Here is a 23,447-nt window from a genome sequence, read left to right on the forward strand (position 1 = left end):
CGTCAACATATCTAATCACATGTTGAACGTGTCCCTTACCCGATCCACTAGCTCAAATTAACTGATTCTAGTGGAGGCGCGGGATACGGATCAAGGTTTCAAAAAGCGCCACGGGTAGAAAAGCCGTCTTCGGACGGCTTTTTGTTTTGCCTTTTTTCGGGAGAGGTTGAAAAAACAACCAAAATATTGGAAATGGACCCTGTAGCTGAGTAAACGATGCTCGATATAATTAGGTTGCAACTCAACCCATATTCGAGGAGGCATATTGTAATGTTCAAAAATGTAAGGGGTTTCAAAACATCCATCGCTCTGGTCTTTGTTTTGTTATTCACCTCCATTATGCTGCCCGCAGGCCAGCATGCCAGTGCAGCACCGAGCTTCGCCAAAGGAGCCGACATCAGTTGGGTGCCCGGAATGGAAGCACAAGGTTACAAATGGAAAGACAAAAACGGAGTGCAGCGTGATATTATTGATATTTTGAAAAATGATTACCAGATCAACTCCGTTCGTATTCGTGTCTTTGTTAATCCTTCGAATGATTATGGTAACGGTTACATGAATAAAGATCGTGCAGCCGCTCTGGCCCTGCGTGCCAAAAATGCAGGCATGAGTGTCATGCTGACCCTACACTACAGCGATTCCTGGGCTGACCCGGGTCAACAAACGAAACCGGCGGCCTGGAAAAACTACACGTTCCAGCAGCTGATGGATGCTGTATGGAATCACACGCGTGAAGTTATGACAGCCATGCAAAGCAAAGGCGTAACCCCGGACTGGGTACAAATCGGTAACGAAACAAGCAACGGTATGTTATGGGAAGATGGAAAAGCATCCACCAACATGAAAAATTATGCGTGGCTGGTGAACACGGGCCATAATGCTGTGAAGTCCATCAGCACCAGCACCAAAACAATCGTTCACTTGGCGGGCGGAGATGACAATGCCCTCTATGTATGGAATATCGGTGGTCTGATCGATAACGGTGCTAACTTTGATATGATTGCCATGTCCCTCTATCCTTCCGCTTCCGGCTGGAACACGGCTGTCACCAATGCTGTGAACAACGCCAAGGATCTGATCAACCGGTATGGTAAGGAGATTATCGTATCGGAAATCGGGATGGATAATGCCCAACCGGCAGCTGGTAAAAGTTTTGTCGCAGCGATGAAAACGCAATTCCGCAATCTGCCGAGCAGCAAAGGTAAAGGCGTATTCTACTGGGAGCCTGAAGCAACACCGGGCTACAACGGCGGTTATAGCAAAGGTGCCTGGCAGTCTAATGGCTTGCCGACCGTAATGTTGGAAGGATTTATCGACTAAACACGGGGATAAGTATTTTAAGAGCGGCAGGTGGCGTTACGGGTACGGATCGTTCTTCCGATCGCTGTTATCCCCGGATTTTTTTGAATGTCCTATTTCATAGGATAAAATCCGGGGATAAAGGCGAACGCTACCGCTTCTTCAGAATCGATTCCGTCCCCTCCACTACGTTGGCTGCTTATGAGACACTTCTAAAATGTGTTAAGTAGTGATTTTGGGTAGTAAAAAGAAAAATGCGCTACTTCCGTTGGGGAGCAGCGCATTTTTTGGGGGTTGTAGTGAGTTTAAGCAAGGCTAGATCGGTTAGCTTTTTTAGTTCCGTTAGATCGATTCGTGGATTGGTTTCATGTTAATTAGGAACGCTTTGATGAATCTAAACGTAAATAGTCTTTTCGCTCATATACTTATATAATAAGATAAAAGATTCAGACAGCACATGTGCAACCTTATTTCAAAGGTGGGGAATATGTATGGGGTTTTTAAAAGAACTGGGTCAATTTGCTGGAGAAGTTACCGGAAAAGTACTCGGCGGCACTGTCAGAGTGGCTGGAGAACTTACAGGGAGTCCATTCATCAAAGAAATTGGTAATGGCGTTGAGAAAGCTACGATTAACACAGGGAAAACGGTAGGACAACTTGCCAGCGGTACATATGATATGGCCAGTGGTGTGATCAGAAAAGATAATACAACGTTAGATGTGGGACTTGCCGATATTGGAGGAGCTGTTTCCAATACAGCTAAAGGCGTAGTAGTATCAGCTAAGTATGTGTATAACGGTGGCAAAGATGTTGTTGTCGGCATGAAAAACGAGGACATGGAGAGAGTAAAGCTCGGGGCCAAGAATCTAATTGCCGCTGCAGCAGTTACTACATTGGCTGTAGGACTCGTTGAGGTTGTGGATGGTGTTGAAAGTATAGAGTCAGCAGAGTCCATAGAATTGATAGAAAATCCTAATATAGATGACGTTACACCTCACTAGCATCGAGGATTATAGAACTTCAACTTCATAATAAAAAAATGGACGCTAATCTTATAAGATTAGCGTCCATTTTACATCTCTTTCAGTTCAAATCAATTACTTCGCTTCGCCTACAACCGTAAAGCGTTCGTTCTTATGCTGCGGGTTCTCGATCTCATCAACCAAAGCGATGGCATAGTCAGCATAGCTGATATAGCTGTTGCCTTCACTGTTCACCAAAATCTGATCTTTACCCGATTGGTACTTGCCTGTGCGTACCCCCTCTGGATTAAAGAATCCCGCCGGGCTCAGGAATGTCCATTGGATACCTGAAGAAGCTTGCAGATCCTGCAAGTTTTTACCCTGGTTGGTTGCTGTTGCTTTGTATGCATCAGGGAATCCAGGGGAGTCTACAACACGCAAGGTTTGAGTTTCATCTGTGAACAGACTGCCTGCACCACCAACAACGATCAGACGAGTATTCGGCGCCTCTTTCAGAATGTTAATCAAGGCTTGTCCTGCTTCCACATGCAGATTCTCTTTACCGGCTGGTGCACCGAATGCATTGACGATCACGTCGAATGATTTGGCATCCTCTGCCGTGAGGTCGAATACATCTTTTTCAAGTACATTCAGACTTTTATCTTCCACTTTGGATGCATTACGAACGATCGCAGTCACTTCATGCCCTCTATCCAACGCTTCTTTCAAAATAAAATTACCCGCTTTGCCTGTCGCGCCAATAATTCCAATCTTCATCATAATCTCTCCTTTGGCTAGATTCATGTCACTTCATAATGTAACTATATTAGTTACAACATAACTTGTCAACTTCAGCTCTCTATAAAAAAGCGTTCAGGTGCCCCCTTAATATGAACAACCAAAGTACATACCAAACCACCACGCAAAAAAAGACCTCCATAACGTAATTAGTACGAGACTAATCCGCTATAGAGGTCGCGATTCACAAATATTAACAATCTTTATCCGGTACGCCTGCTTCTTCCCTCGTACGGAAGGATGATCCACAGCCGCATGTTGCCACTGCGTTCGGGTTGTGAATGGTGAAACCACCGGACATGCCGGATTCTTCAAAATCAATTTCGAGTCCATTCAAATATTTCAGGTTTTCCTTCTCTACAACAACCTTCATATTCTGAATATCCATATAGAGGTCCTCATCGGACTCTTTATCGTCAAAGCCCATGGCGTACGAAAAGCCGGTACAACCGCCCGGTGCTACGCCAAGACGCAAGAACATACCAGGTGTCTCTTGCTGTGCAAGCATTTCTTTCAATCTGTCAGCAGCCGTTTCGCTGATGTTAATCATGCCAGGTCACTCTCCTTTTCGTTAACTCTTCTTTAAATTATACTCCACCCCGTCAAGGGGCTCAAGTCATCTTTGCCTGTTTCCGCGTTCCCCCTTAACTCCTTTTTCTTCCCAGTGTATTGAACCCCCGGGACACGAGGTTTATAATGAGTAGGTGATCGCTTTGAAATGTCGATATTTTGTCATGACTTATTCAGGTGATGGTCATATATGGAGTTGTAATTTTTTTCACATTTCGAGACTGCACGCAGTCCCCAATGCATATAGAGTCATAAGACTCATTTTGATGAAAACTTAGCTTTACGTACGCAGCACAGGCTGCACCGGGTAAATAAGAGTTAGTCCATATAAGAAGCGGCAGATGACCGCATCTTTTCTATGTAGTTCTGTAAGTAAGTCCTACACACAACTCGATTCCGGTTAAGAATAGGAGGATACAAAATGTCTACATTGGTAACACCGTTCACAGACAAAAGAATGGCTGAAATCGTTGAGAAAGTGCAGAACGGCGTAAGGCTGACCGTAGAAGACGGCGTTTATCTGTATGAAACGGATGATCTGCTGACTTTGGGCCAACTGGCCAATGAGGCCAACCTACGTAAGAATGGCAAGAAAGTTTATTTTATTGAAAACATGAGCCTTTATTTTACCAACGTATGCGAAGCCCACTGTGCTTTCTGTAACTTCCGCAAAGATCAGGGCGAAGATGGCTCTTACACGTTGTCCGGTCAGGAAATGATTGATTACGTAGAACAGCATATTCACCCAGGTGTACGCGAGTTCCATATTGTAGGCGGACATAATAACCATGTTCCTTTTCAATATTATGTCGATTCCTTGCGTGCTTTAAACGAGAAATATCCGGACGTTACGTTGAAAGCCTACACGGCTGCCGAGATTGATTTCTTCACCCGCATCAGCGGACTGAGCATCAAGGAAGTACTACAAGAACTGCAAAAAGCAGGTCTGAAATCACTGACTGGCGGCGGCGCTGAGATCCTGTCCGATGAATATCGCAAAAAAATGCGCGTAAACAAAGCGAACGTTGACCGTTATTTGGAAGTGCACCGTACTGCTCATAATCTGGGCATGCGTACCCATACAACGATGCTTTATGGATCCATTGAGTCCTATGAGGATCGCGTGAACCATATGGTACAGATTCGTGAACTGCAAGATGAAACCAACGGATTCATGGTCTTTATCCCGCTTTCCATGCAGCCGAAAAGCAAAAACGCCAGCATCATGCGTCGTAACTCCGCATACGAGGATCTCAAAACGATTGCGATCAGTCGTCTGATGCTGGATAACATTGATCATATCAAAGCCTACTTCATCAACATCGGTCCACAGCTGACTCAAGTCGCCCTTGGATTCGGTGCTTCGGATGCACACGGCACGATCGTTCGCGAACGGATTAGTCATGCAGCAGGCGCACTAACGCCTGAAGGCCTCACCCGCAAAGAGCTAATATGGTTAATTAAAGGCGCAGGCCGTATTCCGGTTGAACGCGATACGTTCTACAATGAAATTCAAGTGTACGAATAGCATGTAATATGAGCATCATTCCCATAAGCCACTTTCATCCTACCCGGAAGTGTTTGGCATGGAGTGGTGCAAATCACTGGAACATATCTGTAATTTTCAATGCCCATTTTCAATCATTTCAAATAAAAACAAAAGGAGCAGCTATGTTATTTGCATAGCTGCTCCACAGGTTACAGCCCCGTTCACACGGGACTGATGCAGAAAGGAAGCCGAGTCATGAAAAATTTCGTCATTCTCGGAGGCGGCTACGGTGGCCTCACGATTATCAAGGAACTTCTGGAAGGCAAGATCCCGTCAGATACACAAATCGTGTTGGTGGACCGCAGTCCCTTCCAAGGATTGAAAACTGAATATTACGCACTCGCAGCAGGGACCGTATCCGATTATGACCTGCGTATCCAATTTCCAGTCAGTGACAAAGTCACTTATCGTTACGGAGAAGTAACTTCGATCGACTTGGAACAGCGTCAGATTGAATTTGAAGGACAAGACCCTTTGGAATATGACAAGCTCGTGATTGGACTTGGATGTACAGACCGATTCCACAACACGCCCGGAGCCGAGGAATATAGCTGTACGATTCAAAGCTTTAGCAAAACACGGGAAACCTACCTTCGTCTTAACGAAGTCAAAGCTTATGGTAACGTGCATATCGTCGGCGGTGGATTGAGCGGCGTCGAGATCGCTGCCGAGCTTCGTGAGAGCAGACCGGATCTGAACATCAGCATCCTGGACCGTGGTGAACGTGTATTATCCGCTTTTCCGCAGCGCTTGTCCGCTTATGTTCATGAATGGTTCGGCGAACATCAGGTCGAGACACGTGGGCATATTGCCATTTCCCGACTTGAACCGAATGCCATTTTCAACCGGGATGAAGAAATTCTAACGGATGCGGTAGTCTGGACTGCCGGAATTCAGCCCGTAAAAGTCGTACAGGATCTCGATGTGACCAAGGATCCACAAGGTCGTGTCGTACTGAACGAATATTATCAAATTCCGGAATATACCGATGTCTATGTAGTAGGTGACTGCGCCAGCGTGCCTTATGCACCAAGCGGTCAGGCTGCCGAAGTACAGGGTGAACAAATCGCCCATATTCAGCATGCCCTCTGGAAAGGCGAAAAGCCCAATCCGCAGCCACTCAAGCTTCGTGGCACACTCGGTGCACTCGGCAAGAAGGCTGGATTTGGGCTGATGGGCAAAACGTCCATGATGGGACGTGTGCCACGTATTCTAAAAAGCGGCGTGCTCTGGATGTCCAAGCGTCATCTCGGTTAATCGAGATCCAACTGATCCCAGGCATCGGCTTCGGCAATTTTGGCCAAGATGGCGTTATATAAATCCTCCACTTTGTCGGTGATAACTAACTCACCATTCACTAGTGCAAATGGAGTCATGTAACATTGGCCGCAATTGCTGAGGCAGCCGTATTCTATCACATCATAGTCTGGATTTTCTTCCAGTTGATCCATGACTTCATCTGTGCCAAAATGCATATTATTGGCACAAAATTCAATAATCGGTCTCATGTAGGTTCACCTGCTTTGTTTGACCATTTTAATTTGTGGCCAATTGTAATATACTATAGTGAGGAAAGGAGTTGAAAAAAATGAGCGAAAACGCACAAAGCACCATGTATGATGAGGTATCTGAAGTGCTTGACAAACTTCGTCCGTTCCTGCAACGCGATGGCGGTGACGTGGAACTGGTCGACGTGGAGGACGGCATTATTAAGCTGAAACTGGTCGGTGCCTGCGGCAGCTGCCCAAGCTCCACCATTACCTTAAAAGCCGGGATTGAACGCGCCCTTCTCGAAGAAGTTGAGGGTGTCGAAGAAGTCGTACAAGTATTCTAATCAATCCTTCACGAAATAAACCTCAAGAGCCTTTCGCTTCACATGAAGCGGAGGGCTCTTTTTTTGTGCTATGCATCCTCACGCTGTATGTTAGGACGAATCGGGTCAAGTCCTCCAGATACATCCATAATGTTACCTGTTATAAAATCGGAATGATCCAGACACAGATAGGTAATCACCCGCGCAATATCTTCACCGCTTCCAGGACGTCCTCTCGGCGTTTCCTCGTCGGTTATACCTGCCATCTGATCAATCGTTTTCTCTTTGTTGGCACCGCGAATATCACCTGGACAGACCATATTAACCGTAATACCGTAGGGAGCTTCCTCCACAGCAAGTGTCTTTGTAAATGAAACCAGACCTACCTTCGCAGCAGCATAAACCGCCCGATGAGGCCATGACCTCGCTTCTCCCGCATGACTGAAGCCAAAATGTATAATTCGTCCCCACTGCTTGCGCCGCATCTCAGGCAATACTCGCTGATCCAGCAGCATCGGTCCAAGCAGGTTTCCTTGCACAAGCATCTGAACCTCATCTTCGGAATACTCGGCAAACAGTCGACGTTCACGGACAAAAGGACCCGCGTTATTCACAAGAATATCAATGCTGCCCAGTTTCTCTTCAACCGTTGCAACCAGCATAGTGATCTCTTCTGTCTTGGAAATATCGGCCTGAACGGCAATACACCGCACACCCTTGGCTACGATCTGATCCTTTAACGCCTCAGCTTCCGTACGGCTATGTACGTAATTCAGAGCAATATGGCAACCCTGATCCGCCAGACTGAGGGCCGTCATTTTACCAAGACCTTTGGCACTTCCCGTTATGAGGGCAATCTTTCCCTTCACGTTCATCCCCCTCTTCAAAGAGCAGTCACTCATCCAGTATAAAAGATTTATCATTCCCCCACAACTCGCGTTTCCCACCAATCTGTACCATTTGCAAAAAAGTGTAAATTAAGGACTAAATACTTATCTTTCAAACAACTGAAATAAAATGAATTAGGTCTTTTGTAGGAAAATTAACCCTTTATCTCCAGAATTCCCTTGTCTGGTCCGGATGCCTATGGTACTGTCGATAAGTCCTTATTTTCTTATGAACATAACGACACAATACATATGTTCATGTAAATGACAACATTGCATGACACCCTCGAAAGGAATATAACGTAAATGAAAAGATGGTTAGCCTCTCTACTCGCAATTTTGCTTATGGCCTCATTTCAAGCTCCATTCTCGACCACAGCATCTGCAGAAAGTGAAAGCAATAGCTCCACCGAAGATTATCAATGGATTGACGGGCCTTCAAACGTAGTACTTGATAACAAAGCAACATTAACCGTAGCCGAAAACCTCTCCTATCTCGATGCAGCTAACACCCAAAGGTTTTTGGAAGACACCGATTCCTTCCCCAATGGAACGGAAATTGGAAGTATCTATGGTGCCGGCGAAAACTCCAACTGGTATGTTATTTTCGAATATAACGATACCGGTCATGTCGACGACAGTGAGAAAGACGATCTGGACGCCGATGAACTGCTCGATAGCTACAAAAGAGGTACAGAAGATCAAAATGAGAAAACAACACCCGAAAATCAACTGTTTATCACCGGATGGGAAATTGAGCCTGCCTATGACAGCAGCAAACATCAATTGATCTATTCTCTTGGTCTTGAGGATTCAGAGCGGGAAAAACTCGTCAATTACAATGTGAACGTACTCACCCGCGAAGGATACATCGGTGTTATCCTCGTTACGGATAGTGCCAACTTTGAAGAAAATCGCAAACAGTTTGAAAGCTCCGTGCTTAACCAGCTCAACGTGATCAAAGGAAACACCTATGAAGAGTTTGATGCATCCGTAGACAAAAAATCTGAACTTGGCCTGACCAGTCTGATTCTCGGTGGTGCTGGAGTAGCTGTAGCTAAGAAAGTCGGATTATTGCTTTTGCTTAAAAAAGGATGGTTTGTCATCGTTGCCGCCCTTGTTGGTGCTTTCGGATGGATTCGTCGCAAGCTGACTGGCCGCAAAAAGGATGCTGTCCCAGGAGATCAGAACCCGCTATCTCCTGCTGAGGAAGCTTACCAACAGCATGCTGCTGGACAGGAGTCCACAGATTCTGATAGCCATCAGACAGATGGACGTTCGGATACTGATCCGAATAAACCTTAAAACTTACAAAGTAAAGTACCTAATGTACTTTACATCAAAGCGCTCTCTAACATGATGTACAAAACAAAAAGCCCTGAATTCTCTATAAAGAGAATGCAGGGCTTTCTTTAGTAGTTCCATAAGAAGTGGAGCCGAGTACACAATTAATTTCCAGCTTAATCGTTTAGCTTAAAACGCAGGTTCTACAGCACCTTGATAACGTTCTTTGATGAACGTTTTAACCTCTTCAGAATGCAGAGCTGCAGCCAGTTTTTGGATAGCATCAGCATCTTTGTTATCTTCACGGGATACGAGGATGTTTGCATAAGGGTTACCTTGCAGGTCCTCAATCAACAGCGCATCCTTCTCTGGGTTCAGATTGGCTTCCAGCGCGTAGTTAGCGTTGATGAATACCAGGTCTGCTTCATCCAGTTGACGAGGCATCATGGCTGCATCCAGCTCGATGATATTCAGGTTTTTCGGATTGGCTGTAATATCCTGAATCGTAGAAGTGATATTTGTGTTGTCTTTCAGCGTGATAAGTCCTTCTTTTGCAAGCAACAACAGTCCACGACCACCGTTGGATGGGTCATTAGGAATAGCTACTTTTGCGCCGTCTTTCAACTCATCCAATGATTTGATTTTTTTGGAATAGCCAGCAAATGGCTCAACATGCACAGGTGTTACAGCAACGAGGTGGAAACCACGTTCTTTGTTCTCTGTATCCAGGTAAGGCTGGTGTTGGAAAAAGTTCGCATCCAGTTGTTTATCTTCAAGCTGTTGGTTAGGTTGAACATAATCATTGAAAGTCACGATTTGCAAGCGAATGCCTTCAGCTTCGAGTTCAGGCTTGATGCTTTCCAAAATTTCCGCATGTGGTGTAGGTGATGCTCCCACTTTCAATTCTACGGTGCGCGGTGCGCCTCCAGCATTGTCAGCGCCGCTGTCGGAATCCTTATTGTTTCCGCAAGCCGCTAGAACCGCAATCAGCATAATACTAAGTAGAGCAAAAGACCATTTTTTCATGTGTAAAACCCCTTCTCCAATAATTTTTTTTGCATTTTGCACCAAGTCGATACCGAATCAGGCAAATGCTATATATGTGTTATTTCCTGGTGAACCATTTAACCAAACGATCGCCAGCCATCTGAAGCACTTGCACCAGAATGATCATAAATACAACAGATATAATCATAATTTCATTCTGATAACGGAAGTATCCGTAGTTGATTGCCAATGTTCCCAGACCTCCACCACCAACCATCCCCGCCATTGCCGTGTAGGAAACGAGAGTTACGATTGTAATGGTGATACCAGCTATCAGACCCGGCAATGCCTCTGGCAGAAGTACACGTCGCACAATCTGTCCAGTTGAAGCTCCCATCGCCTGTGCCGCTTCAATGACGCCACGATCAACTTCACGCAGTGTAGTTTCCACCAACCGGGCAAAGTATGGAGCTGCGGCAATGACGAGCGGAGGTATAACACCCAGCACCCCTGTAGCTGTGCCAACCAGTGAACGCGTAAACGGAATGAGTGCAACAATCAGAATGATAAATGGCACCGATCGCAGAATGTTTACAATAAACGATAGCATCGTGTACACCACTTGAGACTGAATCGAAGTCGACCTTGCCGTCATAAATAGCAATACGCCTAGCGGCAAACCAATGATTATCGTGAATAGGCCCGATGCTCCTAGGATTTGCAGTGTTTCAATTGAAGCCTTACCGATTTCTTCCCAACGTACTGTTGAAAAATCCATTTAACGAAGCACCTCCACATCAAGTCCCTGATCCACTAATTCTTTAATGGTGAGATTAATCTCATCTGACTGCCCTTCAAACCGAACGGTCAGCTGTCCATAGGGAACTTGTTTGATTGTTGAAATGGTGCCTTGCAAAATGGCGAAATCCACTCCTGTTTTACGAACCGTTCTGGACAAAATCGCCTCATAGGTTTTATTGCCCAGGAAGGATATTTTCACAAGCTTTGAAGCTCCGTTCGTCTGCAATGAAACATCCGCACTCGCCAGAGCGGTCTCTTCCAATGCAATTCCCACCTCATGGTCCCGCATCATAAAGTCACGGGTAATTGCATGCTGCGGCTTGAGGAATACTTCCGTTACTGGCCCTTGCTCCACGATGCCCCCCTGATGGATAACCGCCACCTGATCACATATATTCTGTATCACGTGCATCTCATGGGTGATTAGAACAATCGTGAGATTGTACTTTTCATTGATATCCAGCAATAACTTCAGAATCGAATCGGTTGTCTGGGGATCAAGTGCCGATGTCGCCTCATCACACAGCAGCACGTTCGGATCACTCGCGAGTGCTCTCGCAATGCCTACTCTTTGCTTCTGTCCGCCTGACAGTTGGGCCGGATATTTATTGCTGTGGTCCTCCAGTCCAACCAATGCGAGCATTTCCTTCACTTTCCGATCAATTGCTGCCTTGGGAGTATTAACGAGCTTCAAAGGAAAAGCCACATTGTCGTATACCGTAGCTGAGGATAACAGATTAAAGTGTTGAAAAATCATGCCGATCTTTCGCCGTTGTTGTTGCAAATCGGACTTGTTGAGATCGGTTAGGTTGATTCCATCAACCCAAACCTCGCCTGCCGTGGGGCGTTCGAGCAAATTGATACAACGGATCAATGTACTCTTGCCTGCACCGGAATGGCCGATAACTCCAAATATTTCACCCTTGCGGATATTCAAATTTAGATCGGATAAGGCCGTCGTACTTTTTGAACCTTTACCGTACGTCTTGGTTAAACCTTTTAATTCAATCAAAATTACTGCTCCTTCCCACTGCCTACATGTATCTTTACCCGAATGAAAGGAAAACTCCCCTTCATCGTACAAAAAAAAGAGCCCCTTTTGCAGAAACAAAAAGGGCTCTTCACGTGAAAGATTATACCTTCTCATCTGCCAAAATCGTGCCTTGCACCATTTTGTAGGAATTAGCACCTAACATCTATAAAGTATGACACAGCTGTCATGCAGTTATAAATCGGTTGCCGGGCTTCATCGGGCCTGTCCCTCCGCCGCTCTCGATAAGAAATATTTAATTTATAAGTTCAGTAGTAGTTATAATGTTAATGTCATAAATGTTAATTCCATCTAACTGTCGATCAGGAACTCAGTATAATCCAAGTATTCCGATTTGTCAAAGGCAAATATTACTATCCAATCAGTTCGTCGGTTGATGCATTCCCTGCTTATGCCACTTCTCGTTGATGTAGCCATACGCTGCTTTTAACGTCTCACATACCATATCCACACCCTGCCGGAGTTCCAAAAGATGCTGATCCAGGTCTTCCAGCTTCACTTTCCCTTGCAAAGTCTGGTGCAGCTGCCACAGATCATCCTGCATTTCGGAATTCATGTAATGAATCTCCATATTTCGCCGTTTGCGCAATTTGCTCATTGGCTCACGGTAAGAGTCCTTGATCCGGATTAGTTCGTTAGCAAGAACATAATGCAGCTTATCATATCCGAACTGTCTTAATACGGTGAAATAAGAATAATGAGTTTTAACATTGGTTGTATTCAGCTCAAATATCTCATTCAACACTGTACCTAACTTATCCAGAATGGCAAAACATCGGATGAAGCCATCCTTATAGAAATAGACGTAACGGGCATACTCTGCTTTTTCTGGTAATGTCATATCATCCGTAGAGCCCGCTTTGACTTTCTGACGGAAATGGGAAGCTGCAAAACAGCTTTGCTCCAATTCATCCAGCGAAGAGATCAATCCCTGGGTCCATATATACAGTTTACGAAAATCATGGGTAGGATCATGGTCCACATGCATCTGTCGCTGAAATAGCTCAAGCGTATCCGCCATCGCTTCCATCGCGTCCTTTAGTATGCCTTCGTTCTTACGCGGCTTTTCACCCAGCAACGTTCGCAGCATATATAGCCTCCTCTTTCCACTCTGCAGATCATCAAATTAATAATAATTCATCATATTAAACAAAATCGGAATCAGAGTAAACGTATGACCGCTGCTTACAATAGGGTGCCCTGACACGCCTGACATCAAACAAAGTTCACCTGTCCAATGATGTACATCATCGGATGGTGAACTTCACTGGATTATCCCTGAACTACAATAATTCGGATATATCAGAACCGGTTAACGGGCCGATGCAACTTGTACACCAGGAAACTCATATAGGTTAATACCCCGAACAAAATCGCAATATCAAGCATATGCGCCAGCGCCACGAACATATACACTTCCGGCCGATTCATCGTGAGCATCAGTCCAAAACCAATGACCACTTGCAACAAAACCAGCACAACAGAAATGACGCCGAGTGCTCTTAATTCCGTGTTATCCGGATGTTTGCGATACGCAAAATGACCGAGGATTGCAATGACGATTACTAATGAAACAGCCGCCACCCGGTGAGCAAAAGCAACAGCTACGCCTCCCGAGAGCTCAGGAATAATCTGCCCGTTACAGAGCGGAAAGCCTGAACAGCCTCCAGCAGAATCCGTATGGCTCACAAATGCTCCAGTATATACCACGAGGTACGTATAGATTGTGGAAAACCACACCAGATTTCGGAACCCTTTGCTGACTCTCGGATATCGATTCAGTCGTTCCAATCCACCATGGCGAGCCTCCTGGCGAATACCAAGCGCCATCATTAAGGAGCTGGCAAAAGCGATTAAGGCAAATCCGAAATGCAGTGCCATGACTGCGGAAGATTGGGAGAATACGACTGCAAAAGCCCCCATGATTCCCTGGACAATAACAAATATCAGCGTTAACAATGAAAACAATTGCAGATCACGGCGTGATTTGCCAAACCGCAAAAATGCTACAAAAGAGGCTATGGACAACAGTCCTGCCAGTGCGCTGACGGCGCGATGGGAAAATTCAATAAGTGAGGCAACAGTGTGTGCAGGCACAAGTTTTCCGTTACATAAAGGCCATTCCGCGCCGCAGCCAAGGCCCGATTCCGTTCGGGTTACAACGCCTCCACCAAATGTGGCCAGAAACATGACAAGACAGGTTAATACGGTTAACCATTTAAACAAGGTTAAGTGCTTCAATTTTTTTCTCACCCGCTGTTGGTTTAAGATTGCGAAGAACTACATCCTCCGCTTGATTCGGTACTTTGACACTTATTTCACAACTAAATTCATTATACCGGATAAATGTGTCATTGACGTCGCGCTTTGTGACAAAATGTTAACGTCTGTCGAAAAGTTGACCCTCTATTTATGAAGGACTATGTACATCATTAGCTTCCCCGAAAAATGTTAAAAATACAAACGCCACTTCCCTATTTCAAGAGAAATGGCGTTCCTTTAATTATAACCTTTAACATGGTGAACCTGTCATGATTTATTTATGAATCGTGGTATACACCTCAACTGCACGCTGCAGGAATTGTTCAATCTCTTCTCTCGACTTGCGCAGTTTGTTCACATAACGAACAAGTTCCCGGCCATCTGTGTAAGCTACAAAGCTGGGGATGCCGAGAATATTTTGCTCTTCGCTCACTGTACCCACCTGATCTACGTCGACCTCAATCAACTTCAGCTCACGAGCAAACTTCTCTTCAACTTCAGGCATAAACGGATCGATGTACTTGCAATCACCACACCAATCTGCCTTAAATACAGCTACAGTCAAACGCGGAGATTGGATTGCCACATCAAATTCCGGTTTCGATGTAATCTTTTCCATTACAACATCTTCCTTTCTATACCTTGTCTTATCCTCTAAGTGAAGCAAATTGCGGAGTGGAAGTCAAATATTCGGAGCATACTGACATCAACAACTTCCTAAACTAAAACCGTAATCAGAATATCAGGAAAGGAGGTCATGTCATGACTTCCATTAAAACGGATTCCTCCGAGTCTGCCCATCACGGGTCGATATTGCAGATGGTCCGTTCCATCCCAGGTGCGGCCCGGGAAGTGTGGAGGGGAAAACAAGCGGCTTGGCAAGCCTCTGCACAGCTTCGTCATCCCTTGCGTGATATGGCTTGGGACTCTGATATGGCTGCAACCTTACAAGCAGAGGTGGAGCGCCTATTGCCTGGAAACGAGAGTTCTTTTGCAAAAAATACGCTCAGCGCACTGGTGTGTGAAGAGGACTGCATTATTCTAGAAGAGATCAAAACATTAACGCAGGAGAACAACCGGAGTAACATCACTCGCACAGCAGCATACCTGGAATGTTACGAACAATATCCAGAGCTGCATTGGGCCCTGCTTGCCCATATGGTATCCCGCAACGGCGGATATCACATGACCGATCTTCAGAGTGACCTTATGCATAATCTGCAAAATCAAACAGACCGTGAGCACATGTATCGACTACTGGAGCGATGCAATGCCCTCATTTTCCAAGACGCATATCCCCAACTTTTGTTGTATATGAACAGCCGCAGGATCGGCCGGAGCTGTTTTCATTTGTTGTCCCATTTTCATGTATCGGCGTTCATGACGCCGTTCTGGGAACGATTTTGGCTGGAGCGATGCAGCTCGCTGCTTAGTGTGGCATTAATTATTAATGAGCAGAACTATATCGAGAGCCGGGTCGTGCAGCATCCTTATTTTCAAAAACAAGTGCTTTCCAAACCCGCATTCCATCTGCATAATCTGGCTGGGCTGAATCATATCGTGTTTCCACTCGGACGGAAAAAAGGTCTTGCAGGCCGGGTTATTGAACATTTTGGCAAGCTGGATGAGCGGATTATGTTTGGCAAAGGTTTATATGCGATGCTGTTTGGAGTGGAACAAGTGTACACACAAGTATTGGAGTTTGCGCGCTCGGTTCCCCACCGTGGCTCACGAGCCGAATACTGGCCCGGTCTGTTCACCGCAAATGAAGATGAAGCCGGAGGAGCTGAGCTCTATAGTCAGGAGCTGCTGGATCACGAATGGCTAGCGGAAGGACAACGGTTATATAGTCCTGAATTGCTGGCTGTATGGGGTGATACGCCGTATGAACCGATTACAAGGCAGGATTGGCTTAAAAATCGAGATTGCCTCGGTCATCTCACGATCCCACGCCGCCCTTGGCTGTTTGAGATGAGCCATGAACATCGGTATGGCATGCTGAAGACCGCATTGGCCCATGATGCCAAAACCTTAACTCATTAAGGACAGAGGCCTTACCAGGGAAATCTCGTCTAGAAAGCAAATGGCCTACCTTTATTGGTATAAATAAAAAAGCCCTGTCCGCTATGAAAGCAGACAGAGCTTGTACTTATTTCAAACAATATAACGAAGTGTGTATTATGTGTTGAATCGATTATCCACGTTGCCCGGCTCCACGTTGTAGACGCATGAGCGGACGGAGTATTTTTTGCAAAATACGAGGGTAACTGCCCAGTTCGTCTTTACGAAGTACACGTAGAACAACCATGAGTACCAGATACACGACAACCACAAGCGCACCCACAAACAGACAGGTAACGAGGAATGATACACGTGCTGGCAGGAATAAATCAAAGATGGAGTTCCCAGCCCAGTTCGCTGCAAAACCAACACCTGCTGCAAGCAGCACGGTAATGATGAATCCTTTCCAACGATCACCCATGATCGAGAAATCAACAATTTTGCGAAGTACCCGCAGATTGAGGTACGTAATAACCAAGAAACACAATGCGGTCGCAATAATGATTCCGTAAATGCCAAAAATCGGAGCCAGGATTAAACTCGCTATGAGTTTGACTACGATACCCGCAGCTACACTGATCATTGTAATCCGTGGTTTACCCACCCCAAGCAAAATGGAGTTCGTGGTCATCATTGTAATTTGGAAAATAGTACCGAACGTCAACAATGTAATAATTGGTGTCCCGTCTGGGCTGGTAAACAGCAAGCCGTTAACGGAATACGCAGCCGCACATAGAGCGATAACGATTGGCATCCCGGTCAGAATCGAAATGCGCAAAGCAAGCGTCACCTGGTTTTTCAGATGAACTTCATCCTTGCGTGCAAAAGCTGCCGAAATGACTGGCACAAGTGATTGACTCAGTGCGATAGCCAAAATCGGAGGAATGCCTGCAATACTTTGGGCCTTGGCACCGAGAATGGCAAGAACTCCTGTCGCTTCTTCCAGTCCGATTCGTCCGCTAAGCAGTGGAACTACCAACGATGAATCGATAAAGTTAATCGCTGGAACAGCGAGTGAAGATAATACGATTGGAATCGAAAGTTTGAATATATCGCTGTAAATACCCCGCATGGGCAATTGCTCCGCACGCTCGTAATTCAATTGTGCCGCACGGTCATTTTTGCGAAGCTTCAAGGTGAAGTACAACATGACAGCAAAAGCGCCAATACTTCCAAATACGCCCCCAAATGAAGCCCCTGCTGCAATGGTTTGATCATCATAATTCCATTGCAGCATAACAAACGCCACGATGATCGCTGTACCTACACGTGCAAACTGCTCCACAATCTGTGAAATGCCGCCTGCCGTCATATTGCCACGACCCTGGAAATATCCACGCATCATTGCGATGGCCGGGAAGAGAAGCAGCGCTGGAGCCAAGGCCCGAATGGCGCTCACCGATTCCGGTACTTTGGATACGTACGTCGCATAATAAGGTGCTGCGAACCATAATAAAGCAGACATCACTACCCCGGCTACAGCCGCAAAGATCAGGGCTGCACGGTAGATTTGTTGAGCTTCACCTGCGCGTCCCAGTGCATAACGTTCCGAGACCATTTTGCTAAGTGTACTCGGTATGCCTGCTGTAGCAACGGTTAACAGCATTAAATATACCGTGTTGGAGATGGTAAACGATGCGTTACCGATATCGCCGAGGATATGCTCCAGCGGCACCCGTTGAACCAATCCGAGTACCCTCGCAATCAGCGCAGCTGCCGCCAAGATGAGCGTACCTCTAATGAATGTTTCCTTCTTAGACAAGCCAATTCCCCTTCTTTCCCCCACACCGACGTGCATCCAGATGAAGCCGCTCCCGAACGTCTATGCGAATCTTACCACCCAGATAATAAACAGAACAATCATGACGATTTGCAAAATAATTTTCATTACGGTGCTCGTAAACAGCCCCACCACGGAACCAAATCCGACTTTAGAAGCTTTGGCTGGTGAAGAACCTCCGATCAGTTCCCCGATAAAAGCACCGATAAATGGCCCCAGTACAAGTCCGAATGCCGGAATGACAAATGGGCCAATGATGACACCAATCGTACTGAGAGTCGTCGATAATTTGGAGCCGCCGAATTTCTTCACGCCCCAGGCACTGACGACATAATCAGCCACAAACAGCACCACTACAATCAATATCTGGATAATCCAGAACCATACACCGAACGGAACAAAGCTGAAGAACCAGCCATAGACCAGAAACGCGAAGAAAATCGCTACAGCACCAGGCAGTATGGGATATACCGTTCCGGCCATCCCCACCGCAAACAGCAGTACAATTAAAATCCAGCCAACGGTTGCGAGCAAAGGTTACTCCCCCTTCAAAATATGATCACGGATGACTTCGACAATGCCATCTTCGTTGTTGCTCGCTACGATCAGGTCAGCCGCTTCCTTCACTTGTTCCTGCGCGTTGCCCATGGCAACACCAAGACCCACAGCTTCAATAACAGCCAGATCATTCAAGCTGTCTCCAACAGCAACCACTTCGGACATCTCTATGCCCAGAAGCTTGCAGACTTCAGCTACGCCGCTCGCTTTGGATACACCACCAGGGTTAATCTCAATATTAACAGGTGATGAGTTCGTCATTTGCAAGCCGCCCATTTGTTGCAGCTCCATCATAATCTGGTGACGGACTTCATCTACTTCGGTATTGAATCCGAATTTCAGCCATTCCAGACCTTCAATATTGTCCGTCCAGCGATCCCGGTTAAACAGCTCTTCCACGGAGTATGCCCAGTACCAGCTATTATATTTTTCGCCAATCTCTTGCATTTTGCGGATCAATGCCGGGTCCATCAGATGGCGCATATGCAGATCATGCGGAGCTTTCCAGACTTCACTGCCATTGACCGTTACCATCGGGGTCTCCAGCCCAAGCTGTACCGCATAAGGCATCGCATGAAAAACAGCTCTTCCCGTCGAAAGGCACACATGCACTCCCCGACGAATGGCGATCTGAATCCATTTGGCGGTTTCCTGTGTGATCTCATGATTATCGTTAAGCAATGTTCCATCCATATCCAATGCAAGCAATTTGTATTTTAGTTCACTCATGCCGTATTTCCTCCTCAGTTGTCTCTAGTTCTCCCTACCCAACATACTCTCACAAAAAGATCGCCCGGCATTCGCGTAGGCGGATGCTCCGGACGTCACAGCTAACGACATTTTACCACAGATCGTCGGCCTGCAACAAAGTAACCCACGATACGGGTGAACCTTTACAACATGGCAACAGGGGTCTGTTCCAATTCATGTAAGAGTCTGGTATGAAATAAAATTACCCGTAGCCATGAAAAAACCGCCTGCGATGCAGGCGGCTGTTACTTTTTTTATCCATTAACGTGCCGCGAATTTGCGACGAGCATACCGGAAGACAATACCATGCTTTGGAGACAGCAGCAGGGCTAGCACAAACAGAATTCCTGCTACGGCCACCATACAACCTGCAATGGAAGCATCCAACGCGTAAGCCATGATGTAGCCTCCTACCGAGGAAGCTGCTCCTACGAGCACGCTGTACAGAATCATTTTGCCCAATCGATCCGTGAGTAAGTAAGCCGTCGCTGCAGGTACAATCAACATGCCTACCACGAGAATAGACCCTACGCTCTCAAATGAAGCCACAGATGTCATGGAAACGAGCCCCATAAGCAAATAGTGGAACAACACCACCGGAATACCGCAGGCCGCAGCCAACGCCGGATCAAAAGCACACAACTTGAACTGCTTGTAGAACAGGCCGATTACAAGGAGGATGACCAGCAAGGTGATGCCCAGCATCCAGACCGCCCTTGGGCCTACATCCGTCCCTCCAAGCGTTAAGGTATCCCACTGGACATAAGCGATCTCACCGAACAAGACACAATCGAGATCCAGATCAATATGCCCGGCATTCAAACTGATCAAAATCACACCCACTGCGAAGAGTGCCGTAAACACTATTCCGATGGAAGCATCCGATGATAATCCTCCAGCCTGTAAGCTTTGAATAAAGAACACCGTCAGTAATCCAAATACGGTTGCCCCAAGCAGCATCCATAACGAATCACGTGAACCGCTCCACAGGAAAGCAATCGCAATACCTGGGAGAACCGCATGACTGATCGCATCTCCAACCAGAGCCATCCGTCTTAATATGAGAAAACAGCCAAGAATGGCGCAGGCGGAGGATACCAGGATAGCCGTTAATATAATCCAAAACGTTGCCATTACAACTCACCCCGTTCCTGCTGTGCTCGCTGTGCAGAGAGTGTCTGTAGCGTGGCATGTTCTTCTCTCAAATAAGCGGATTTCGCCTGTATACTTCGCAAACGCCGTGCTAACAGTCCGCGTCGTGGAGCAAGCAATGCGGAACCCGCAAATAGCACTGTTGCTGCCAGTACCGTTACTGGCCCTGTCGGCAGATTAGGCACCAGGGTGCTGAAGATTGTACCTGTCGCACCGCTCAGTGCTCCAAATACGCCGGCCAACAGTACCATAAGCGAGAGCGAGTCCGTCCAGCAGCGAGCTGCTGCTGCAGGGGTCACCAGCAAAGCGGCGACCAGCACCACGCCAACCGCCTGAATCCCTGCGACAACCGCAATAACGGTCAAGAGCAGAATCAGTTGTTCCAGCATGCCAACCGGCAGTCCCATACCTCGTGCAAATCCCGGGTCAAAGCTCACCAGCTTGAATTCTTTGAACCATGCCAGACAAGCGATCAATAATACAAGACAGACACCGCCCATGACATACACATCCGTCATCACCATGGATGCGGCCTGCCCAAACAAATATTTATCAAGTCCACTCTGACTGCCGCTTGCACCGTGCTGAATCCGAGTAAGCATCACTACGCCAATACCGAAAAATACAGTTAGCACAATCCCCATTGCCGCATCCTGCTTGATCCGGGAATACCTTGTAATCCACGAAATCCCGAAGGTCGCAATGATTCCAGCCACAAGCGCACCGAACAGAAATAATCCTACTGATTTGGTTTCAGTCAACATAAAAGCGATACAAATTCCTGGCAGAGCTGCATGCGCCAGCGTATCTCCCATGAGACTCTGACGACGCAAAAATGTAAAAGAGCCAATAATTCCACTACTGAATCCGAGCAACAAGCAGCCAAGCAATATCCAGCGTGTATTGGGATCGGACAAAATGGCTACTATCCAGTTCCACATGCACTACACCTGGCCTTTCTCCGACCGGCTTCCGATCATCGCTATCCGGCCTCCGTACGTCTCTTGCAAAGTATCCGGTACAAATACTTCATTCGTCGGTCCACCTGCAACCAGCCGTCCATTAAGCAACAGCACGTGGTCGAAATATTCCTCTACTGTCGCCAGATCATGGTGAACAACCAGTACGGTCTTCCCTTGCTTCTTTAGCTGTTCCAACAGTGAAATGATAGCTTTCTCCGTTGTGGCGTCCACACCTGCAAACGGCTCATCCATGAAATACAAGTCGGCATCCTGTACCAGTGCTCTTGCCAGAAAGACACGCTGCTGTTGCCCTCCGGACAACTGACTGATCTGACGGTACATATAATCACCCATGCCCACTTGCTCCAGGCAGTGAGCTGCCAGATCCCGTTCTTTTTTGCCAGGACGGCGGAACCAGCCCAGATGTCCATAACGCCCCATCATGACAACATCGAGGGCGTGGGTTGGGAAATCCCAATCAACAGATTCACGCTGAGGTACGTAACCGATACGGCGCCGCTGTTCTCGGTAGGACTGACCAAAAATTTTCACTTCACCGTGCATTTTAGGCACTAGTCCCAGAACGGCTTTGATCAAGGTTGATTTCCCTGCCCCATTGGGACCAAGAATGCCAATCAGCTGACCTTCCGGGATGTCAAAAGACACCCCACTGAGCACCGGCTTTTTATGGTAAGCCACCGCCAGGTCCCGAACACTAAGAGGAGTTGATGTAGGCTGTGTTCCCTTCAGATGGTTAGCATTTAGTTGTGGTTGAGATTTTTCGGATAAAATTGTATCGTTCATGCTCTGTCCACTCCTCTCTTCATATCGTTTATCATTTTAATGCTTCTACAATCGTCTGAGTGTTATGGCGGATCATGCCGATATACGTTCCTTCTTCTGTTCCCTCAGCACCCATCGCATCCGAGAACAGTTCACCACCAATGCTTACGGTATGTCCTTTTTCAGCCGCCCCAGCAATAATCGCTTCCATCGCTTTTGCTGGTACGCTGGATTCTACAAATACCGCTTTGATATTGTTGTCCACAAGGTAATCTCGCAACTCACTGACATCCCTTGCACCATACTCTGCTGCTGTACTGATTCCTTGAAGCCCCATTACTTTCATGTCATAAGCTTGGCCGAAGTATCCAAAGGCATCATGCGCCGTAACCAATACCCGGCTGGCTTCCGGTATCTCCTGGATTTTTTCCCGCACCTCAGAATCCAATGCCTCCAGTTTCGTTAGATACTGCTCAGCCTGGGCCTTGTACTCTTCTGCATGTTCCGGGTCTGCTTCCACGAGTGTATCGCGCACAGCCTCTGCGGCATGCATCCAGTGGCTGACATCAAACCAGACGTGTGGATCGTATTCCGTTCCGCCTGTATCTTTTCCTGATCGCAATTCATCCACCGGAATGTTCTCCGTGACAGCTGTTACTATTTTGCTCTTGGACATTTTCTCCAAGATGTCTGTCATTTTTCCTTCAAGATGCAGCCCGTTGTAGAAAATGACCTTCGCTTGCTCCAGCTTCCGAATATCTCCCTGCGAAGCCTTGTACAAGTGAGGATCTACACCTGGGCCCATCAGCCCGGTCACATCAACATATGCCCCGCCGACTTCACGCGCTACATCCGCAATCATGCCTGTTGTGGCTGTGACCCGTACCTTCCCTTCACTGCCTCCTGTTTCCGCTGCACTTGAGCATGCTGTTAGCACGATAACCAGAACAACAGCTGCCAGTGTCATCAACCCTCTCTGAATGCTCCTCATCTTCACCATCAACAATTCAAACCGCCCCTTTCCCTACACTAAAATAATTGTCCCCATCTAATTTTGTTGTACAAGGTATTAAAATTTATACAAGACTAATAATGTTTCCCTTGTGCAAATTTTAGCCGATGCAAAATAAAAAGGCAA

The 23,447-nt window shown here is 46.6% G+C and carries 24 protein-coding genes and 1 riboswitch; of the genes, 7 read left to right on the top strand and 17 right to left on the bottom strand.

What is annotated here, in order from left to right; all coding sequences use genetic code 11:
- The first annotated feature begins 339 nt into the window (after positions 1-339).
- Together ACDJ58_RS24750 and ACDJ58_RS24755 are read left to right on the top strand one after the other, a co-directional pair.
- Positions 340-1,320 carry an arabinogalactan endo-beta-1,4-galactanase gene (locus ACDJ58_RS24750; RefSeq protein WP_413379817.1) on the top strand — a complete coding sequence of 327 codons (981 nt, stop codon included), beginning with the start codon at positions 340-342 and terminating at the stop codon, positions 1,318-1,320.
- A 470-nt stretch (positions 1,321-1,790) separates the two neighbouring features.
- On the top strand, positions 1,791-2,300 hold the full coding sequence (locus tag ACDJ58_RS24755) for a hypothetical protein (protein ID WP_413373479.1): 510 nt from the start codon (positions 1,791-1,793) through the stop codon (positions 2,298-2,300).
- A 96-nt stretch (positions 2,301-2,396) separates the two neighbouring features.
- Here ACDJ58_RS24755 and ACDJ58_RS24760 read toward each other — a convergent pair whose 3' ends face one another.
- Positions 2,397-3,038, bottom strand: a complete 642-nt coding sequence (locus tag ACDJ58_RS24760; RefSeq protein ID WP_413379819.1) for an NAD(P)-dependent oxidoreductase — start codon at positions 3,036-3,038, stop codon at positions 2,397-2,399.
- 214 nt (positions 3,039-3,252) lie between these two features.
- Complete coding sequence (locus tag ACDJ58_RS24765; protein WP_163761050.1) at positions 3,253-3,609, bottom strand: HesB/IscA family protein; 357 nt, start codon at positions 3,607-3,609, stop codon at positions 3,253-3,255.
- A 441-nt stretch (positions 3,610-4,050) separates the two neighbouring features.
- On the opposite strand from ACDJ58_RS24765, the gene mqnE reads away from it, so the two are divergent.
- The gene (gene mqnE / locus ACDJ58_RS24770; RefSeq protein ID WP_413373481.1) at positions 4,051-5,157 is read left to right on the top strand and encodes an aminofutalosine synthase MqnE; all 1,107 of its coding nucleotides are present in this window, start codon (positions 4,051-4,053) and stop codon (positions 5,155-5,157) included.
- Positions 5,158-5,373: 216 nt separating this feature from the next.
- Complete coding sequence (locus ACDJ58_RS24775) at positions 5,374-6,435, top strand: NAD(P)/FAD-dependent oxidoreductase (protein WP_063566178.1); 1,062 nt, start codon at positions 5,374-5,376, stop codon at positions 6,433-6,435.
- Here the strand turns inward: ACDJ58_RS24775 and ACDJ58_RS24780 are convergent.
- Positions 6,432-6,686, bottom strand: coding sequence for a YuzB family protein (locus tag ACDJ58_RS24780; RefSeq protein WP_413373483.1), 255 nt, complete (start codon positions 6,684-6,686; stop codon positions 6,432-6,434). The genes ACDJ58_RS24775 and ACDJ58_RS24780 overlap by 4 nt on opposite strands.
- 80 nt (positions 6,687-6,766) lie before the next feature.
- Between ACDJ58_RS24780 and ACDJ58_RS24785 the strand changes: the two genes are divergently transcribed.
- Entirely contained in the window at positions 6,767-7,012 is a 246-nt protein-coding gene (locus ACDJ58_RS24785) for a NifU family protein (protein WP_024632664.1), read from the top strand.
- 68 nt (positions 7,013-7,080) lie between these two features.
- Here the strand turns inward: ACDJ58_RS24785 and ACDJ58_RS24790 are convergent, their stop codons facing one another.
- Complete coding sequence (locus tag ACDJ58_RS24790) at positions 7,081-7,860, bottom strand: SDR family oxidoreductase (RefSeq protein ID WP_413373485.1); 780 nt, start codon at positions 7,858-7,860, stop codon at positions 7,081-7,083.
- Between the two features lie 324 nt (positions 7,861-8,184).
- Here ACDJ58_RS24790 and ACDJ58_RS24795 point away from each other — a divergent pair, with 324 nt between their 5' ends.
- On the top strand, positions 8,185-9,183 hold the full coding sequence (locus ACDJ58_RS24795; protein ID WP_413373486.1) for a DUF2167 domain-containing protein: 999 nt from the start codon (positions 8,185-8,187) through the stop codon (positions 9,181-9,183).
- Positions 9,184-9,351: 168 nt separating this feature from the next.
- Here the strand turns inward: ACDJ58_RS24795 and ACDJ58_RS24800 are convergent, their stop codons facing one another.
- From ACDJ58_RS24800 to ACDJ58_RS24825, 6 genes are all read right to left on the bottom strand, one after another.
- The gene (locus ACDJ58_RS24800; RefSeq protein WP_053783256.1) at positions 9,352-10,188 is read right to left on the bottom strand and encodes a MetQ/NlpA family ABC transporter substrate-binding protein; all 837 of its coding nucleotides are present in this window, start codon (positions 10,186-10,188) and stop codon (positions 9,352-9,354) included.
- 79 nt (positions 10,189-10,267) lie between these two features.
- Positions 10,268-10,927, bottom strand: coding sequence for a methionine ABC transporter permease (locus tag ACDJ58_RS24805; RefSeq protein ID WP_413373488.1), 660 nt, complete (start codon positions 10,925-10,927; stop codon positions 10,268-10,270).
- Positions 10,928-11,962, bottom strand: a complete 1,035-nt coding sequence (locus ACDJ58_RS24810) for a methionine ABC transporter ATP-binding protein (RefSeq protein ID WP_413373490.1) — start codon at positions 11,960-11,962, stop codon at positions 10,928-10,930.
- 128 nt (positions 11,963-12,090) lie between these two features.
- A riboswitch (SAM riboswitch) is annotated at positions 12,091-12,232 on the bottom strand.
- A 130-nt stretch (positions 12,233-12,362) separates the two neighbouring features.
- On the bottom strand, positions 12,363-13,091 hold the full coding sequence (locus ACDJ58_RS24815) for a Cthe_2314 family HEPN domain-containing protein (RefSeq protein ID WP_413373492.1): 729 nt from the start codon (positions 13,089-13,091) through the stop codon (positions 12,363-12,365).
- A 212-nt stretch (positions 13,092-13,303) separates the two neighbouring features.
- Positions 13,304-14,242, bottom strand: a complete 939-nt coding sequence (locus tag ACDJ58_RS24820) for a COX15/CtaA family protein (RefSeq protein WP_063566122.1) — start codon at positions 14,240-14,242, stop codon at positions 13,304-13,306.
- Between the two features lie 295 nt (positions 14,243-14,537).
- Positions 14,538-14,882: a thioredoxin family protein gene (locus ACDJ58_RS24825; RefSeq protein WP_413373495.1), complete on the bottom strand. Its 345-nt coding sequence runs from the start codon at positions 14,880-14,882 to the stop codon at positions 14,538-14,540.
- Positions 14,883-15,025: 143 nt separating this feature from the next.
- Between ACDJ58_RS24825 and ACDJ58_RS24830 the strand changes: the two genes are divergently transcribed.
- Complete coding sequence (locus ACDJ58_RS24830) at positions 15,026-16,306, top strand: DUF2515 family protein (RefSeq protein WP_413373497.1); 1,281 nt, start codon at positions 15,026-15,028, stop codon at positions 16,304-16,306.
- 151 nt (positions 16,307-16,457) lie between these two features.
- Here the strand turns inward: ACDJ58_RS24830 and ACDJ58_RS24835 are convergent, their stop codons facing one another.
- The 7 genes from ACDJ58_RS24835 to ACDJ58_RS24865 all read right to left on the bottom strand — a co-directional run bounded on the left by ACDJ58_RS24835 (position 16,458) and on the right by ACDJ58_RS24865 (position 23,276).
- Positions 16,458-18,086, bottom strand: a complete 1,629-nt coding sequence (locus ACDJ58_RS24835; RefSeq protein ID WP_099858137.1) for a polysaccharide biosynthesis protein — start codon at positions 18,084-18,086, stop codon at positions 16,458-16,460.
- A gap of 60 nt (positions 18,087-18,146) precedes the next feature.
- On the bottom strand, positions 18,147-18,587 hold the full coding sequence (locus ACDJ58_RS24840; protein ID WP_063566179.1) for a DUF456 domain-containing protein: 441 nt from the start codon (positions 18,585-18,587) through the stop codon (positions 18,147-18,149).
- A 54-nt stretch (positions 18,588-18,641) separates the two neighbouring features.
- Complete coding sequence (locus ACDJ58_RS24845; protein ID WP_076290920.1) at positions 18,642-19,391, bottom strand: Cof-type HAD-IIB family hydrolase; 750 nt, start codon at positions 19,389-19,391, stop codon at positions 18,642-18,644.
- A 282-nt stretch (positions 19,392-19,673) separates the two neighbouring features.
- On the bottom strand, positions 19,674-20,546 hold the full coding sequence (locus ACDJ58_RS24850) for a metal ABC transporter permease (RefSeq protein WP_063566127.1): 873 nt from the start codon (positions 20,544-20,546) through the stop codon (positions 19,674-19,676).
- A complete protein-coding gene (locus tag ACDJ58_RS24855) occupies positions 20,546-21,505 on the bottom strand; it encodes a metal ABC transporter permease (protein WP_076290922.1) in 960 nt (319 codons plus the stop codon). The genes ACDJ58_RS24850 and ACDJ58_RS24855 overlap by 1 nt, the downstream gene beginning before the upstream one ends.
- A 3-nt stretch (positions 21,506-21,508) precedes the next feature.
- On the bottom strand, positions 21,509-22,330 hold the full coding sequence (locus tag ACDJ58_RS24860; protein ID WP_413373499.1) for a metal ABC transporter ATP-binding protein: 822 nt from the start codon (positions 22,328-22,330) through the stop codon (positions 21,509-21,511).
- Between the two features lie 31 nt (positions 22,331-22,361).
- A complete protein-coding gene (locus ACDJ58_RS24865; protein WP_413379821.1) occupies positions 22,362-23,276 on the bottom strand; it encodes a metal ABC transporter solute-binding protein, Zn/Mn family in 915 nt (304 codons plus the stop codon).
- Positions 23,277-23,447: the final 171 nt, after the last annotated feature.

It is taken from the genome of Paenibacillus taichungensis, from assembly GCF_047302525.1.
In the GTDB taxonomy this organism is placed as follows: Bacteria; Bacillota; Bacilli; order Paenibacillales; family Paenibacillaceae; genus Paenibacillus; species Paenibacillus taichungensis_B.

Coding starts and splice junctions, on each gene's coding strand:
- ACDJ58_RS24750 (WP_413379817.1), top strand. CDS start 340: ATGCTGCCCGCAGGCCAGCATGCCAGTGCAGCACCGAGCTTCGCCAAA.
- ACDJ58_RS24755 (WP_413373479.1), top strand. CDS start 1,791: ATGGGGTTTTTAAAAGAACTGGGTCAATTTGCTGGAGAAGTTACCGGA.
- ACDJ58_RS24760 (WP_413379819.1), bottom strand. CDS start 3,038: ATGAAGATTGGAATTATTGGCGCGACAGGCAAAGCGGGTAATTTTATT.
- ACDJ58_RS24765 (WP_163761050.1), bottom strand. CDS start 3,609: ATGATTAACATCAGCGAAACGGCTGCTGACAGATTGAAAGAAATGCTT.
- mqnE (WP_413373481.1), top strand. CDS start 4,051: ATGTCTACATTGGTAACACCGTTCACAGACAAAAGAATGGCTGAAATC.
- ACDJ58_RS24775 (WP_063566178.1), top strand. CDS start 5,374: ATGAAAAATTTCGTCATTCTCGGAGGCGGCTACGGTGGCCTCACGATT.
- ACDJ58_RS24780 (WP_413373483.1), bottom strand. CDS start 6,686: ATGAGACCGATTATTGAATTTTGTGCCAATAATATGCATTTTGGCACA.
- ACDJ58_RS24785 (WP_024632664.1), top strand. CDS start 6,767: ATGAGCGAAAACGCACAAAGCACCATGTATGATGAGGTATCTGAAGTG.
- ACDJ58_RS24795 (WP_413373486.1), top strand. CDS start 8,185: ATGAAAAGATGGTTAGCCTCTCTACTCGCAATTTTGCTTATGGCCTCA.
- ACDJ58_RS24800 (WP_053783256.1), bottom strand. CDS start 10,188: ATGAAAAAATGGTCTTTTGCTCTACTTAGTATTATGCTGATTGCGGTT.
- ACDJ58_RS24805 (WP_413373488.1), bottom strand. CDS start 10,927: ATGGATTTTTCAACAGTACGTTGGGAAGAAATCGGTAAGGCTTCAATT.
- ACDJ58_RS24815 (WP_413373492.1), bottom strand. CDS start 13,091: ATGCTGCGAACGTTGCTGGGTGAAAAGCCGCGTAAGAACGAAGGCATA.
- ACDJ58_RS24825 (WP_413373495.1), bottom strand. CDS start 14,882: ATGGAAAAGATTACATCGAAACCGGAATTTGATGTGGCAATCCAATCT.
- ACDJ58_RS24830 (WP_413373497.1), top strand. CDS start 15,026: ATGACTTCCATTAAAACGGATTCCTCCGAGTCTGCCCATCACGGGTCG.
- ACDJ58_RS24840 (WP_063566179.1), bottom strand. CDS start 18,587: ATGGCCGGAACGGTATATCCCATACTGCCTGGTGCTGTAGCGATTTTC.
- ACDJ58_RS24845 (WP_076290920.1), bottom strand. CDS start 19,391: ATGAGTGAACTAAAATACAAATTGCTTGCATTGGATATGGATGGAACA.
- ACDJ58_RS24850 (WP_063566127.1), bottom strand. CDS start 20,546: ATGGCAACGTTTTGGATTATATTAACGGCTATCCTGGTATCCTCCGCC.
- ACDJ58_RS24855 (WP_076290922.1), bottom strand. CDS start 21,505: ATGTGGAACTGGATAGTAGCCATTTTGTCCGATCCCAATACACGCTGG.
- ACDJ58_RS24860 (WP_413373499.1), bottom strand. CDS start 22,330: ATGAACGATACAATTTTATCCGAAAAATCTCAACCACAACTAAATGCT.
- ACDJ58_RS24865 (WP_413379821.1), bottom strand. CDS start 23,276: ATGACACTGGCAGCTGTTGTTCTGGTTATCGTGCTAACAGCATGCTCA.